Annotated in this window: 7 protein-coding genes, 2 pseudogenes and 1 riboswitch; of the genes and pseudogenes, 1 reads left to right on the top strand and 8 read right to left on the bottom strand. The window is 66.1% G+C overall.

Annotation, left to right across the window (positions count from 1 at the left end; all coding sequences use genetic code 11):
• Nucleotides 1-446: 446 nt before the first annotated feature.
• Together AMD14_RS04660 and AMD14_RS04655 are read right to left on the bottom strand one after the other, a co-directional pair.
• A complete protein-coding gene (locus tag AMD14_RS04660; RefSeq protein ID WP_011050552.1) occupies nucleotides 447-2,060 on the bottom strand; it encodes a histidine-type phosphatase in 1,614 nt (537 codons plus the stop codon).
• A complete protein-coding gene (locus tag AMD14_RS04655) occupies nucleotides 2,050-4,821 on the bottom strand; it encodes a TonB-dependent receptor (RefSeq protein WP_011050551.1) in 2,772 nt (923 codons plus the stop codon). Before AMD14_RS04655 ends, AMD14_RS04660 begins: the two co-directional genes overlap by 11 nt.
• Between AMD14_RS04655 and AMD14_RS04650 the strand changes: the two are divergent.
• Nucleotides 4,820-5,158 (top strand): annotated as a pseudogene (locus tag AMD14_RS04650) (hypothetical protein); the annotation flags it as partial. The gene AMD14_RS04655 and the pseudogene AMD14_RS04650 sit on opposite strands and share 2 nt — an antisense overlap.
• Before the next feature lie 145 nt (nucleotides 5,159-5,303).
• Here the strand turns inward: AMD14_RS04650 and AMD14_RS22820 are convergent.
• From AMD14_RS22820 to AMD14_RS04625, 6 genes and pseudogenes are all read right to left on the bottom strand, one after another.
• Nucleotides 5,304-5,519 (bottom strand): annotated as a pseudogene (locus AMD14_RS22820) (OmpA family protein); the annotation flags it as partial.
• Between the two features lie 32 nt (nucleotides 5,520-5,551).
• Nucleotides 5,552-7,546: an esterase/lipase family protein gene (locus AMD14_RS04645; RefSeq protein ID WP_011050550.1), complete on the bottom strand. Its 1,995-nt coding sequence runs from the start codon at nucleotides 7,544-7,546 to the stop codon at nucleotides 5,552-5,554.
• Entirely contained in the window at nucleotides 7,543-8,580 is a 1,038-nt protein-coding gene (locus tag AMD14_RS04640; RefSeq protein ID WP_011050549.1) for a DUF4105 domain-containing protein, read from the bottom strand. Before AMD14_RS04640 ends, AMD14_RS04645 begins: the two co-directional genes overlap by 4 nt.
• Nucleotides 8,577-9,149, bottom strand: a complete 573-nt coding sequence (locus tag AMD14_RS04635) for a TetR/AcrR family transcriptional regulator (protein WP_003485218.1) — start codon at nucleotides 9,147-9,149, stop codon at nucleotides 8,577-8,579. The genes AMD14_RS04640 and AMD14_RS04635 overlap by 4 nt, the downstream gene beginning before the upstream one ends.
• 136 nt (nucleotides 9,150-9,285) lie before the next feature.
• Complete coding sequence (gene ppc / locus AMD14_RS04630; protein ID WP_015462881.1) at nucleotides 9,286-12,000, bottom strand: phosphoenolpyruvate carboxylase; 2,715 nt, start codon at nucleotides 11,998-12,000, stop codon at nucleotides 9,286-9,288.
• A 216-nt stretch (nucleotides 12,001-12,216) separates the two neighbouring features.
• Nucleotides 12,217-14,703 (bottom strand): S9 family peptidase, encoded by a 2,487-nt coding sequence (locus tag AMD14_RS04625; RefSeq protein WP_040107731.1) that lies wholly within the window; start codon nucleotides 14,701-14,703, stop codon nucleotides 12,217-12,219.
• Nucleotides 14,704-14,876: 173 nt separating this feature from the next.
• Nucleotides 14,877-14,989: riboswitch (S-adenosyl-L-homocysteine riboswitch) on the top strand.
• Nucleotides 14,990-15,011: the final 22 nt, after the last annotated feature.

Below are 15,011 nucleotides of genomic sequence, written 5' to 3'. Positions count from 1 at the left end.
CAGCAGTGGCAATGTTGGAAGCGCGGCGCCGCGTCCGGGGGCGGGACCGTGTGGCGGCATGGACGCCGCCACCGAGCCTCCGGGGACGGATTCACGGCGTGTCCCGACACCGGATGCGGCGCCGCGCCGCCGACCAACTCCGTACTCCGATCGATCTTGCGCACGACATCTGGCATTTTCATGCAATTGCTTCGGTTTGCTGCGGGCGCTTGCACGCGTACCAGCGTGGGACACGCCGCAAGTACGTCCGTGTAGGCTCTGGCGCGGCATCCATGCCGCTCAAGGTCCCACACCGGTGCGCGCGCAAGCACCACCGATCATTGTCGACAACTGGAAGAAAAGCGGCCTTCGGTTAACTGGTCGTTGCCTGCATCTTGTTCAATCGGTTCCATGCGGATGCTTCGATGAGCTGAAGGCGCCTGCACATCGCAGCCCCAGCATTGCGTTCAAGGCTCGCGTTGCAACTGTTCCTCCAACGCCTGGGCGAACGCCTTCAACGGGCACGCCATGCGTTGCTCTGCCGTGCAAACGCCAAGCGCCAACTTCTGCCGCAACGGAGGATGCTCCAAATTTAGCGGCGCCAGCGTCCGCAGTTGATCCAGCGATTGCGCAAGATACTGCGCACGCACCACTTGCTGCCCATTCGGTTCGCGCCATAGCTCCAGCAGCAACGCGCCGCCCGGCGGTGGATCGTCGGCGCCGTAGCCGGGGAGATGAAAGTGCACGCCCAGCAAACTGCTCAACGCGGCGATATGGGTGTCACTGCCAACGAACACCGAGATTTTCGGCGCCTGCGCGTCGCCGAAACGTTGCAAGACCTCGCGCGCCAGCGGTGCGCCCGAACGCGAGGCCATGTAGTGCGGCCGTGCGTAAATGTCGAACAGCAATGCGTGCAAGCGTGAGACCTGGGCCAGGCGCTCGGGCGTCGCACGTCCCCAACCGACCTGCGCAAGCGGCAGGCCCTCTGCGTATTGCAGCAGCAACACCTCGCCGGTGCCGGAGGTCAGGTCGATGGGCCCGCCTAACTTAAGCCCACGCCCGTTGGCCGACGGCGCCAGCGTGGAAGGCATCTGCGCGAAATCGCAGGGCGTCCGCGTGCAGCCCAGAATCTGCTGCAGTGCCTGCAGCTCGGCGGCGTGGCCTTGCAGCAGGGCGGCAGGGCCTCCGGTCTGTTGCTGGATCGATGCGACCGCTGCCGCCGCATCGAACGGCAACGTGCCGGCTTCGATCGGTCGAAACAGCGGGTCGTTGCTGCCAGCCTCCCGATGCCCGGCGACGATGCCGCAGCCAGGTGCGAGCGCGTCGGCCAGCAGGGCGCCACTCTCGATGGTGCGTTGATCGGTATTGGCCCACACCGACATGCTGCCGGTTGCCGGACACCCACTGCGCGGCAACAGCGCCTGCTGCACCAACCACTGGCGCAGGTACTCGCCACTCAAGCGCACGCCTTGGCGACCATGCGGAGTGAGCAGGCTGGCAGGCGTGGACCACTGCGGCCAGGGTTGGTCGGCATAGTGCGCGGCGGCGGCCTCGCCTTGCAGCGGTGCGCGCACGCCATGCCGGAACACCACCACGACGCGCTCCAGTTGCGCGCTCTGCGCGGATGCTGGCGCTCCGGTGCCCACCTGTTTGCCGGCAGTGACGGTCGATTGATCGCCACTGTGTGTGGTGGATGCGCGCGCTGTGGACACGCTCGGGATCGACGTGGTGCAGCCTCCCAACGCCAACGCAGCCGCCAATACCAGGCACAGCACGCTGCCGGTTGCCACCGGCGTGGCACGGGGCGCGCCAGACCTCGGTGCGATGCCGACGCACTGCCTGCGTCTTGCCTGCCGCGTAGGTGCCGCGATCCCCATCGCGGCACCTACGCTCGCGACAACGCGGGCGGCCCATCGCGGCTCCCCACCGCTGGCCAGCAACGCGCGTTGCAATGCCCACTGCCCCGTTCCACCGCAGGCGCGTGCACGGCCTGCGCTATGCCGCGCGTCCGTCATGACATCTGCATCTTGCTGCGCGCCTGGCAGGTCGTCGCATGCGAATCGTGCGGGATCAGAACGCATACTTGGCGGTCAACAGGCTGGTCATGCCGGAATCGACGATGTCGGAAATCGCATCGGTCTCGTGGCCGACGTGCGCCCAGTAGCTGTGCTGCTTGGTGAGGTTGGCCACCGACAGATCCACGCGCAGGTGATCGTTCGGTGCATAGCCCAGATGCAGGTCCACGCGGGTGATCGGCTTGATCCACAGGTTGTCCCAGTTTGCGCCCTGGTTGAGATAGTCGTACACCGACACGTATTCGCCGGAGTAGTGATAGCTCAGGTTGACCGACCACGGTCCCTTTTCGTAGAACAGCTCCGCATTGGCGAGCAGGTTCGGCGCGTTCTGGATACGTTCGTGTGCGAAGCCTTCTTCTCCCAGGTCCACGCGCGTGGTCTGGCGGGTGATGTTGGCACCGATGCCGAAGCCATCCAGCGGTGCGGGCAGGCCCTGGAAGGTTTGCCGCACGGCCGCTTCGATACCCAGCACGCGGCCGTCGCCGCCGTTTTGCGGACGCACGAAACGGATATTGCCGCTTTCGCTTTCGCCGGCATTGGCGGCGTTGGAACCGCTTTCGTAGATGTAATCGGTGAGGCGCTTGTAATAGCCGGCCAGCATGGCATGGCCGCCGCTGTCGTTCTGCCATTCGCCGGACAGGTCCACGTTGAGCGACTTGATCGGTTTCAGATCCGGGTTGCCTTCGGTGATGGTGGTCTGGCCATCGCTGGAGATGTCGGTGGAGCGGCCGCCACCCAGCTGCACGAAGGCCGGGCGCGTGTAGCTGGTCCACACCGAGCCGCGATACACCGCGCCATCGCCATCGGGCCGGTAATTGACGAACACGCTGGGCAAGGCGACGTTGTAGCGCGTGTGGTTGTTGGCGAATGCGCCGACCTGCTCGGCACCGTGGATGGCGACCGGCTGCGCCCAGAACGTGTTGGTGATGGCGGTATGTTCGAAGCGCACGCCGGGCAGGATTTCCCAGTTGCCGCTGCGCAAGGTGGCCATCGCATAGGCAGCGCTCACCGCTTCGGTTGCGCGCATGGTGTTGCAGTTGAGATTGTTGATCGCCAACTGGCCGCAACTGTCGAAGCTGGCGGGGGTGAGCGTGCGTGCGATCAGGTCGTTGAGCGCTGCATTGCTCAGGCGTACGGTGGGAAACGCGTATTGGCCTGGATAGACCGCATCGTAGCGCTGCGCGATCAGGCCGGTATCGCGCAACAAGGTACCGTCGGTGTACTTGGCATTGGTCCAATCGCGATCGGTAAAGCTGCGCGAGCTGTCGACATACTTCACGCCAAAGGCAATGCGGTTGAGCAGCCCCGCATCGAGGTCATATGCCACGTCGAACTTGCCGCCGCCCTTGTCCTGGCCGCTGTATTGCTTGGAAATCTGCCCGGTGCGTCGCGCATACAGGCTACCCACGTCCAAGGCCTGCGCCTGCATGGCCGGGGTGAGCAATGGAATCGGGAAACCGTCGCCGTTGTAGCTGATGAAACGGTTGGCGCCGTAGGCGAAGTTGGTCGAACTGTACTGGTCGTTGCGCGCGGAGATTTCCACGTGATCCGGGCGGTCGTTATTACCGGTGCCGTAGAAGATGTTGGGCGCGAATGTCCAATGGCCGAGCTGCTTTTCTGCGCCGAACTGCACGGTAGCAAGGTCGGCCTCTTCGGGGTTGGTTTCGTACCAATAACGCACTGCGACGCGATTGATCTGCGGCTGATACGCGCCGCTGCTGCCGATTTGCGTGAAGCTGACATTGGCCGGCACGAACTGCGTGTAGCCGGTGTTCTGCTCGGTCTTGGCGAAGGCGTAGGTCATGCGTGCGTACAGATGCAAGCTGGGATCCACGCGCCAATCGAAGGCCGCGTTGCCGCCATAGCGGCGTGTATCGCCCTGCGAGTAACCGATATTGACGCCGGTGCTCTGCAGGACCTCTTGCGGGTCGGCGCCAGCGGCCAGATTGCCGCTGGCATCGGCACGTGCGAATTTCCATGCGCCATCGTTGCGTGCAGCCGAGGCAGAGGCCACTTCGCTGTTCACGAAATGGCGCTCGTCGTAATACGCACTGACCGACACGCCGAACTGCCCGGCATCGCCAAAACGCGCATGCCAATCGCCGGCTGCGCCACTGCCCAGCCCGGAATCGCCGTAGTCGCGTGCACGGCTTTCCAGGCGTCCACTCAAGGTCACGCTGCCGCCCTGGCGATCGGGCGAATCGAATGCGCTGGGCGTGCGGTAATCGATGGTGCCGCCGATCGCATCGCCGTCCATGTCGGCGGTGGAGGTCTTGTTCAACACGATGGTCTGCAGGCCCGAGGGCGGCAGCAGGCTCAATTGCACGCCGCGGCTGTACGGCATGCCTTGCGCGACGTTGATGCCGTTGATCAGGTTGACGTTGTATTCGGCATTGAGGCCGCGCACCGATGAGAACATGCCCTCGCCGCGCGCGGCGCCATCGATGCCGCCGAAATACGACTGCCCGGTATTGATCACGTTGACGCCCGGCATCAGGCCCAGCGCTTCGGCGACGTTGTGCACGGCGGTGGTCTTGAGATCGTCGGCCGACAGCACGTTGACCGTATTGGTGGCGGCCATCTGCATGTCGGTCGCGTTGTAGCGCGTGGCAGCGACCGTGACCTTGTCCAGCGTTGCCATCTCGCCCTGTGCGGGCGTGGTGGCCTGCGTCTCTTGGGCCGCAGCATGGCCGCACAGGGCGCACAACGACAAACACAGCGCCTGCGACAACCGCGAAGGACGCAACAGCGAACAACGAACGATCATGATCCAATCCGATGAATGCAGCAGCGCGCCATGGACATGCACCAAGGCTGCGCCGCCGCGAATGTGAGGAAGCGACGCAGCCAGCGGAGGCGGAACTGCATCACGCCTGTAAGCAGGCGCCGCGCATGGTGGTGATGCGGCATGTCAGTTTGGTGACCGTAATTGCGAACATGACAAATGCGCGCAACGCATGCGCAAGTCGGCACAGTCGTTGCCGTATGGAGGCGAAAATTGTCGACGGAGTGCGCTGTCTGCCTGGCGCAAACATCCACCGACAGCAGGGCATGCGCGCTGGCGACGCGATGCACGGGCTCTGGTTGTGGCGCAGACGCATCTCAATCATGTGATGGTTGCGCACGCGGACGGCGGGTGTAGCCGGCAGCCTTCGGCCACCAGCCAGCCTGCGACCGACGCGCGTCACGGTGCACGCAAGGCAATCGGCACCAACGCGTCAAGCGCTCTCCCCGCCCGCCACGCCTTCGTCAGGTACGCAGGAAGATCTCCACCCGTCGATTGAGCTGCCGCCCACCCGGATTGTCCTGGCCGTTGACGGTATTGGGCGCCACCGGCTGCGATTCGCCATGGCCTTTTGCGTTGGCCGACTGCGCTGCACCACGGGCGCGCAACGCCGCCAGCACGGCATTGGCGCCGCGCCCGGACAGCGCCCGGTTGTCATCATCGCTGCCCTTGGCATTGGAGCACGCGGAATCGGAACCGCCCGACCGGCAGCCTAGCGGCCCGGCGCGTGCGAGGCCTGTTGCTCCGCCTGCAACTGCACATGCAGGATGCGGCGAATCTCCAGAATGGCCTGCGGCGTTTCCTGCACGCTGTGCCAGGAGGTCACCACCAGTTCCGAGGCCGCGCCATCCAGATGCGCGCTGCGATACGGCACCAGGCCGTCGTCGGAATCGGCCAGCGGTACCTGCGGCTTCTCGCGCCCGATGATGGTGTGGTACTGCACGTTTGGAGAGATCGGCAGGTCCATCGTGGCGCGCACGAACGGATCGGTGTCGCGCAGGTTGTCGATGCTGGTGGGCACCAACGCGCGGCCTTTGCGGCGGGGAGCGCCGCCCGGATCGTCGCGTTCGCTGTTGGCCAGGTCCTGCATCACATCGCCGAAGCGATCCAGCAACGCGCCCGGCAGGCGTATCAATTTACCGACAAACCGCCCCAGCCCGCCCTCGGCCAATGGCGTACCGCGATGCGGCGCGGCGATGAAGATGGCGCGGTCCACTTGCGGCATCGGCGAGAGGTGCAGCAATGGCCACAACTTGGCGCGGATCCGCGCGCCGCGTTCGCCGTCCAGCCGGTAGTTCTGCAGCAGGGAATCCCACAATTGCTCATCAGAGGACGACACCAGCAGCCGCCCGATCACCCCGCCCATGCTGTGCCCGACCAACACCATCTCGTGCGACGCGATCGCACGGCCGGACGGATCGAAGTGCTGCAGGCTACGTTCCACCAGCGACTGGATTTCCGCACGATTGATCGCCATCGGCGCGTTGGTCGGGTAATACACCTGCCAGATCTGGTAACGCTGGCGCAGCGTTTCATCGCCCATCACTTCGTTGGCCACATTGACCCAGGCCTCCGGGCTGCTGGCCAGACCGTGCAGCATCAGCAGCACGCGTCGGTCGGGATCGTAGGGCTGCATCAGATACAGGTGCGGACGATCGATACCGCGTGCGCTGCCCAGCATCGACCGCAGCGACTGCTCCGCAAATCCGGACTTGGCCAGCCACAATCCATACGCGGCAGTGAAGTTGCCCGCCAGCGGCACGCGTTGGCCATGCAGCACCACGTCGTTCTGGCGATACGGGTCGTACGGCACCACGGTGACCAGGTGGCTGCGCAACACCTCAGCGAGCGTCTCGCCCTCGAAACGCAGCAATATCGTTGCCGGCGCGTACGGCATTTCGCTGAACGTCGGTAACCGGCGATCGGGCGCCGCGCCCGCCGCGACGGCTTGCTGCAACGCCAGCCCAGCGGGGTCGCCAACCACTTGCGGGTCCACTTCCGCGACCAGCTCGGCGCCGAATCCATCGCGCCGGTAGGTGCTGCGCAGGCCATTGAAGCGCAGCGCCGAGGCGGCGAAGATCGCACGTGGTGTATTGCCGTCACCCGGCAGCCGGTAGGCGGACAGATCGACGTCGAGCTGCCAGCGCCCGACCGTGGTGGATGCCGGAGTGGTTTCGCCGGTTTGCTGCGACCGTGCGAACAGGCGCTCCACCACCTGCTGCACGGCGTAATTGTAGTAATCGCGCACCTGCGACTGGCGGTTCTCGAACGCCCGCGCGCTGGGCGCACGCGCAGTAAAAAACAGGTACGCATACGCATGCCGCGCCGCTTCCAACCAGGCCTCCACCGCGGCATCGCTCATCGTGGTGGGGTTGCGCCCGCTCAGCGCGATGGCACGCGCGGTCCACAATTCTGCCTGCGTGGCCAAACGCCGCTCATCGCCGATACCGGCCTCACTGGTGAGCTGCTGCAGGCACGGCAGCGGTGCGGTGCGGCAGGCCTTGGGCTGCAGGCCGGCAACCTGCAGGGTCTCGCTGCCGGACTGACTCAATTCACCGGTGCTCAGCACATCGCCACGCGTTTGCGCGATGTAGTCGCCGCTGTTGCGCGACTGCACCGTCACCATGGCGCAGCCGCTCAACCACACACTTGCCAGCACGCCCGCCAGGAATGCGGCGGCACGGGATCGGGGCATGCGCGGCCTCATCGCGGCGTGGTCGCGGTTGCGCCTGGCGCCGGCGCCAGCGGCATGCCGGCACGGATGCGCGCCGAAAAATCCGTGGCCTTGTCGGCGGCGATCGCACGCGCGGTGAAGTGCCCGCGCTGCTTCAAGGTGGCGAAGGGATAACCGGGCATCAGGCCGTGATGGTCGTAGGCGTATTGGTCGACATAGCCGGACAGCAGCAGGCGGTGATCCAGCGGCAATGTGGGCTGCAATTGCCGCACCAGCGCAAACACGATCGTGGTGCAGTTGCTGGTGAGCGTGTTGTAGAACGCCGGCTTGCGATCGAGTTCGTTGGCCAGCTCCACGTACCCCATGAACATGCGGCGCAATCCGGCCTTGGGAATCGCCAGGCGATACAGGTACATGTCTTCGCCACGCACGTTGGTGCGGACGCGCAGAATGTCGCGTTCGTCGGCGGCGACCAGGGTTTCTTCGAAACTGCGGAAGAATCCGCCCAACGCGGAAAACGATTCGTCACGTTCCTTGCGGATTTCCAGCGAAAACACCACGTGCGAACCGTCATCGAAGCCGAACGACACCAGCGTGTGCGCAATCGCCGGTCCCATCCAGTACGAGAGCGCAAGATCTGCGCTGACCAGGCGGTTCAGATCGTATCGCCGCGTCTCCCAATGCGGCACATAGTCGGTCTCGCTGCGCCAATCGAAATTGCGCACGTTGTGCAGGGTGACGATGCTTCCCTGCACCTGCGGCTGCAGACGCTGGGCGACATCGTCGGCCCAGTCGCGGTCCTGGCTGGGCTGCATCATCCACCACGACACCGCCAGCACCACGAATGCGGCACTGAAGATGCCCACCAGGGCCCAATTCTCGCGGCCACGACGCAGCCCCCATAACGCTGCCACCGCCATCGCGCACCACGAGGCCACCCACCCGGCGCGTACGAAGGCGTTGCCGGTCAGTGCGTAATAAATCGCCAGGCCACCCCATCCGGCGGCCAGCACCAGCGCAACGCGCAGTGCCCAGCGACCGATGCGGGCACGGGTGGCCGGTGTCATCGCGTGCCGCCTGCGGGCACCTGCATGCCCAGCGCATGCATCAGCAGATCGGCCGAGCGATGCGCGAGCCGTTTGCGTTCTGCCTCATCGTTGCCGCGCAGACAGCTCCCCAGCATGTCGATCACCAACAGCACTTGCTCCTCGTCGACATCGGCCCGGCACAGCCCGGCGTCGCGGGCGCGATGGACGAATGGCAGAAAGATGCCGACCGCACGCCGATCTGCTGCCTCCACCGCCGGGTGCGCGCGTTCGATCGAGCGCCAGAAATCCACCAGCGGCGACGACTGGGCGATGTGCTCGGCGACATCGTGCAGCAGCACCGCCAGGCCATCCGGACGGTCGGCGAGGTCGGCGGCAAGGCGCTCCAGCCCATCCAGGCCACGCGCCATCAATGCCGTCATCAGCGCCAGCCGATCGGGGAAATTGCGATAGAGGGTGGCGCGCCCCAATCCGGCGCGCTCCACCACCAGCTCCAGCGGGGCATTGACGCCATGTTCGCTGAACACTTCGTCGGCGGCATCGAGAATCTGCCGGCGGCGCAGCGCGGCATCGGGGCGGGAAGTCATCATGCCGGCATTATCGGACAGATTTGTCCGTTTACACCAGAGTCCGCTTGCCGTTTGCGTGCGCTCTCCGACCAACGGCGTGGTTGCCGTTGCTTGCGGTGGAGCTGTTCCGTGCCCGCCCCTGCAGCCGGCCATGCGATCAGCCGGTGTTCTGCACGCCTTGCGAGACGCCATTGACGCAGGCCACCAGCGCGCGCAGCAGCGCTTCGTCTTCGCCATCGGTGGCGCGCCAGCGTTGCAGCAGATCCACCTGCAGCACGCTGATCGGGTCGATGTAGGGATTGCGCAGGCGGATCGACAACGCCAGCCGCGGGTCGTGCTGCAACAGCGACTGTTGTTGCAGCAGCGCCTTCACCCAGCCCTTGGTCAATGCCAGTTCGTCGCGAATCAGCGGGAAAAACCGCGTGTGCAGGTCGCCGGACAAGCGCGAGAACAACTCGGCGATGTTCAGATCGCCCTTGGACAACACCATGGCGATGTCGTCCAGAAAGGTGCGGAAGAACGGCCAGTCCTGCGCCATTTCGCGCAAGGTCTCTTCATGCCCGGCATCCACCGCCGCCTGCAGGCCGCTGCCCACGCCGTACCAGCCGGGAATCACCGCACGCGCCTGGCTCCACGCAAACACCCACGGAATCGCACGCAGGTTGGACAGCGCCGCGTCCTGGCCCAGCCGCCGCGACGGGCGCGAACCCAGCGTCATGCGTTCGATCACATCGATCGGCGTGGCCAGGCGGAAGTACTGCATGAACTCCGGCGCGCCGACGAAGGCGCGATACGCGACCGTGCTGCGTTCGGCCACCAGATCCATCACCGGGCGCCAACGCGCCTCGCGCGGCTCGGGCGCACGCGGGCGCAGGCTCGAGAGCAGCACCGCGCCGGTCATCTGCTCCAGCGAGCGCAACGCCAATGCGCGGATGCCATATTTGCGGTGGATCACCTCGCCCTGCTCGGTAACGCGCAGGCGCCCATCCACGCTGCCGCGCGGTGCGGCATCCAGCGCGCGGCTGGTCTTGCCGCCGCCGCGCGCGATCGAGCCGCCTCGGCCGTGGAAGAAGGTCAGCCGCACGCCCAACTCGGCGGCCGCTTCCAGCAGCTCGACCTGCGCGCGTTGCAGGCCCCAGCGCGAGGCGGCGATGCCGCCGTCCTTGCCGCTGTCCGAATAGCCCAGCATCACCATCTGGGTATCGCCGCGTGCGGCCAGATGCTGGCGATAGACCGGGTCGGCCAGCAGGTCCTGCACGGTGCCGGTACCGCCGCGCAGATCGTCCACGGTTTCGAACAGCGGCACGATATCCAGCGGCACAGCGCCGGCGTCGTCGACCAGGCCGCCACGCCGCGCCAGTGCCAGCACAGTCAACACGTCGGCGCGGTTATGCGCCATCGAGATGATGTAGCTGCCCAATGCATCGGCGCCGTGGCGGGTACGTGCATCGGCAAGCGCGGCGAATACCGCATCCAACCGTGCATTGCCTTCATCGTCCACGCGCGGCAAGGGGTCTTGCCCTGCGGCATACGGGCCGAGCACGGCGGCGCGCTGGGTGGCGTCCTGTGCGTCCCAGTCGGTCTGGCCCAGGGCATCGGCCACTGCGCGCGCATGCACGCTCGATTCCTGGCGCACGTCCAGCCGCGCCAGATGGAAACCAAAGCTACGCACGCGCCACAACAGGCGCCGTGCCGCGAACCAACCGGCATGCAGGCCCTTGTTGGCCTGCAGGCTGTCCAGGATCAGCTGCAGATCGTGTTCGAGCTCCGATGGAGCGGCATAGGCGCCATCGGCATCGTCCAGGGTGGCCTGCAGGCGCGCGCGCATCAGGTCGTTGAGCAGGCGGTACGGCATGTCGCCATGGCGCGGGCGCGAACGCGCGGCGGCGTCGGGGAGCAGCGCGCGGTAGCGTTCCAGCTGCGCGGTGAGTTCGCCGCTCACCTGTACCAGCGTGGTCGATTGGCTGAGCAGGCTGGCCAACTGCCAGAGTTCTTTTTGATAACGGTCCAGCACCGCGCGCCGCTGCGCGTCCAGCGTCCCGGCGATGGTCTTGGCATCCACGTTGGGATTGCCGTCCATGTCGCCGCCCACCCAGGTGCCGAAGCGCAGCAGACGCGGCAATGCCGGCACGCTGCCGTAGGTTTCTTCGATGGCGTGTTCGAGCGTTTCGTACATCACCGGGATGACGCGGTAGAGCACCTGGGTGAGGTAGAAGCCCACATGCTCGCGCTCGTCGTCCACGGTGGGGCGCACCGGCGAGGAATCGGCGGTCTGCCACGACGCGGTCAAGGCCATGCGGAAGCGCGCGGCATCGCTGGCACGCTCGTTGGGCGTGCGCATGCCGTCCAGGTTGTCGACCAGGCTGGCGACCATCAGCTGCTCTTTTTCCAGCAGCGCGCGCCGTACCGCCTCGGTGGGATGCGCGGTGAACACCGGCTCCACGTCGATGCGCGGCAACCATTGGCTGAGTTCGTCCAGGGTCACGCCCTGCGCCTTGAGCCGGCGCAATGCGTCATGCAGGCCATCGGGCTGCGGCGTGTCGGTGCCGCTGCGCTGATATTCGCGACGGCGGCGGATGCGGTGCACGCGCTCGGCGATATTGACCACCTGGAAATAGGTACTGAATGCCCGGACCAGCGCTTCGGCGTCACGCGGCTGCCGACCGGCGAGTTGTTCGCTCAGCGTGGACGGTGGGGCATCGCTTTCGCGCCGCGAGATGGCGGTGGTGCGCACGCGTTCGATTTCATCGAGGAATTCCGCAGAGACCTGCTCGGCGAGCAGATCACCCACCAGCGCGCCGAGCCGACGCACATCGTCGCGCAAGGGAAGATCGGGGGTCGCGAACACAAGACTGCTGCGGTACTCGTTCATCGGAAACGCACACCCTCTTCAAGCGCAAAGTCGTCGAAGACTAACCCAAAAGGATTAGATGATCGCGACGCGCAGGACGGTTTCAGACCGAACCATCCTGCACCAAGCGCCGCCCACGTTCGTGCGCGCCATTGGAATCCGTCACCCGGCACCGGCAAGCAATGCGTAGGTGCGACGATCCGCGTTGCGTTCGCACCGCATTGCGTGCGACGACGATCAACGCTTGGACGGCACTTCCGCCTGCGCGGGATCGCCGACATTGGTCTTCAACCACTGCTCGCTTTCGGCCAGCATCTGCATGATCGATTGCCGCGCGCGGTACGCATGCGATTCGTTGGGCAACAGGACCAGGCGCGCAGTCCCGCCCAGTCCCTTGATCGCAGCGAACATGCGCTCGCTCTGGATCGGGAAGGTGCCGGTATTGTTGTCGTCCTGGCCGTGGATCAGCAGCAGCGGATCCTTGATCTTGTCGGCGTAATTGAATGGCGACATCGCCTGGTACACCGATTGCGCCTGCCAGTAATTGCGCTCTTCGGCCTGGAAACCGAACGGGGTGAGCGTGCGGTTGTAGGCGCCGCTGCGTGCGATGCCGGCCTTGAACAGGCGCGTGTGCGCGAGCAGGTTGGCGGTCATGAAGGCACCGTAGGAATGCCCGCCGATGGCGATGTGCTCGCGGTCGGTGACGCCGCGCCGCACCACTTCGTCCACGGCCGCCTGCGCATCGGCGATCAGCTGCGGCACATAGGTGTCGTTGGGTTCTGCATCGCCTTCGCCCACGATCGGCGTGCTCGGGTTGTTGAGCACCACATAGCCGATCGCCAGAAACGCCTGCGGCCCCCAGTAACTGATCGCGTTGAAACGGTACGGCGAGTCGGTGACCTGGCTGGCGGTGTCGGCGCTTTTGAATTCGCCCGGGTAGGCCCACATCAGCAACGGCCGTGGGCCATCGCGCTTGGGGTCGTAACCAGGTGGCAGCAAGAGTGTGGCGGTGAGTTCCACGCCGTCGGCACGCTTGTAGCGGATCTGCTCCTTCTGCACGCCGCGCAATTGCGGCAGCGGGTGTGCGAAGTGCGTCAACGCGCGCGCGGCGGCGGCGCCATCGCCCAGCGGTTGCACGACATAGTTGGCCGGTTCCTCCGGCGATTCGCGGCTGAGCAGCAGTTGCGTGGCCTGCGCGTCCAACAAGGCCAGCGGTGCCGAATAGGTCGGCGCCTGCGAGTGGAACAGCCGCGTGGCCTGCTTGCTGCGCAGATCGAATCGATCCACGAACGGGCGGTCGCCTTCCGGCGAAGCGCCCTTGCCGAACAGGAACAGGCTGTTGCCATCGCTGCTGGTCTGCAGCAGCGGGCGGCCGTTGCCGTCGGCCACCGTCGCCGGCGTGCCCGGGTCCTTGTAGCGGTCCTGCGAGGAGCGGTCCCACAGCAGTTCGGGCGCGCGTTGCGGTTGATCCGGTGCGATGCGCCATTGCTTGGTGCGGCGGGTCTTCCACCAGCTTTCGCTCAAGATCGCCAGATCGCCGCGGCCCCACTGGATGCCTTCGAACCGGCTGCCCAACTGCGCCAGCGTCACCGGTGCGCGGTTGAACGGCGCGGCCTGCATCCGCACCGCATCGCGGACCTTGCTCTCGCGTGCCGGGTCGCCACCGTCCTGCGCTTCGGCCCACACCAGCGTGGCCGGCGCATCGTGCCGCCAGGCGATGTCGCGCACCCCGGTCGGCACCGCGTCGTTACCGGTCGGCAAGCCTTCCACCAACGGCAGCTGCGCGATCTGGCGCACCAGTTTGCCCTGCAGGTCCAGCACCTCGATGCGGCGCGCGAAGTTGTCTACCGGCACCAGATACGAGAACGGCCGCTCGCTGCGTTCGCTCAGGATGTAACGGCCATCCGGCGACACCGACAGGTTGAGATAGATGCCCGGCGTGGCGATCGGACGTACCTGCCCGGCCACCGTGACGATGATCGGCTGACCGGTGGCGTAGTACTCGAACACGCGCGCATCGGCCTCGCTGCGCAGCAGGTCCTGGTAGGTGGGCAGCGAGCGCACCCCGGCGGCCGCACTGGTCTGCTGGGTAGCCGGGCCGGTCGGCGTCGCATCGCGGGTCGGTGGCGCGCCCTGCCCGGCGACCTGCTGCTGCAGCAGCAAACCGCTGCCATCGGGCAACCAACGCAAGTCGTCGTTGACGCTGGTGTTCAAGCCGGCCACCAGACGCCGCGCCTGCCCGGTCGCCACGTCTACCAGCCACAGTTCGTTGGCGCCGCTGGCGGCGTCTTCGCGGCGGAACGCCAGATGGCGTTGGTCGGGCGACCAGCTCAAATCGGCCAGCGACAACGGCGAGGGCAACCCGGCGATCTGCCGCTCGCTGCCGTCGGCCACCGACAGCAGCCACAGCTTGCTGGCGAACGAAAAGCGGCTGGCCGCGAAGGTCTTCGGATGGATGCGCAGGCCGGCCAGCTTCAGCTCCGGCTGGGCCACCTCGGCGATGTCCGGCAGTGCCGGCAGTTGCAGCATCGCGGCCAGATCGCGCCTGGGCGAGAGCTGCAGCAGCGGCGCGCGCGGGGCGTCCACCACCGCCTGCAGCGCCTTGGAGGGAAGTTGATAACCGCTGCCTGACGCAGGGCCTGGTTGCACGACTGCCACCTTGGTCACTGCCGGGCTAGCCGCCCCGGCCATCATCGGTGCGCTCAATGCCAGCGCCCCTGCCAACGCCCATGTGTGCTGCCGCCAGCCTTGCGCATGCCGTTTCGCCCGCATTGTCCGTCCCCGCTGATGATCGACTCCGGACCATAGCAGCCGCCTGTCGGCCGCTCCCCTGCCGTTGGTAGGGGGTCGGCCGCAATTCATGCCGCACGGGGGTGGTGCCGATATAATCGGGCACTCTCGTCGAGGGGCGCTGCGACCGGTAGGGCGGACTGATCCGCTCACTGCACCACAGGTGCAGGTACACGGCCAGGCTCGACCAGCAGTTACCGTTCAACGGCGCCCGGCATTGCAGACATTCGTTTGCCTACCGG

This window comes from Xanthomonas citri pv. citri (genome assembly GCF_000961215.1).
GTDB classification, from domain to species: Bacteria; Pseudomonadota; Gammaproteobacteria; order Xanthomonadales; family Xanthomonadaceae; genus Xanthomonas; species Xanthomonas cissicola.
Note: the sequence above shows the minus strand (reverse complement) of the source record. Positions and strands in the feature narration are given on the sequence as shown.